2 protein-coding genes are annotated in these 655 nt (G+C 65.2%); one reads left to right on the plus strand and one right to left on the minus strand.

The features are described from left to right. On the plus strand, positions 1 to 364 hold a 364-nt coding region (locus CEK65_RS21285), incomplete at its 5' end, for a hypothetical protein (RefSeq protein WP_226980669.1). A 32-nt stretch (positions 365 to 396) separates the two neighbouring features. Here the strand turns inward: CEK65_RS21285 and CEK65_RS20840 are convergent. Beyond that, positions 397 to 655 (minus strand): exopolysaccharide biosynthesis protein (locus CEK65_RS20840; RefSeq protein WP_193314852.1); only part of this gene is annotated, 259 nt, incomplete at its 5' end.

Raw genomic sequence — 655 nt, forward strand, 5'->3', positions numbered from 1 at the left:
CGCGCAGACGCACGCGGGCGCTCATTGCCATATTTGCGTTGATGGGCATCACACCGTGCACCGCTTTCACGATGTCTTGATTTTCCCGGGTATGTCATCGTTTCGCGTCGCGCATCAGCGTGGCGTTCGGCCTCGGGACACGGCCGTACAACTGACGCGAACAGGGGGATCGGCAATGAACGCACAGCATCCGATGGCGCCGGTGCACGAATGTGGACTGGAGGCGGCCTTGCAACAGATGAGCAAATGCCTGGAGCGCCTGCGCGCCCAGACGCCGGAACGCTTGGCCAAGGGTGCGTCCGTGCGGCCGTCGCACATGCGCAACGTGTTCGCCAGCGAGACGGAACTGTACCTGGTGAAGTAAGCGGGCAGCGGGTGCTCCACTGCCGCCTGCGCTCAGCGCAGCTTGTGCATCCACTCCCGGCCCAGGTCGACCACCTGGTCCGAGGCCAATCCCAGGCTCAGCGCCACGGCGATGCTGCCCAGCCACGACAGCAGCATCAGTCCGCCGTCCCGTTCCAGCAGCGCCAGCGCGAACAGCAACAGCATCGCGCCGAAGGCGTAGTTGGTGAACGGAATCGGCAGCGACAGCAGGATCCCCAGCACGATCAGCAGCAGCCCACTGAAGGCGCGCGCCGGCAGGGTATCGACCAGC

This window comes from Xanthomonas sp. LMG 12459 (assembly GCF_009192905.1).
Taxonomy (GTDB): domain Bacteria; phylum Pseudomonadota; class Gammaproteobacteria; order Xanthomonadales; family Xanthomonadaceae; genus Xanthomonas_A; species Xanthomonas_A sontii.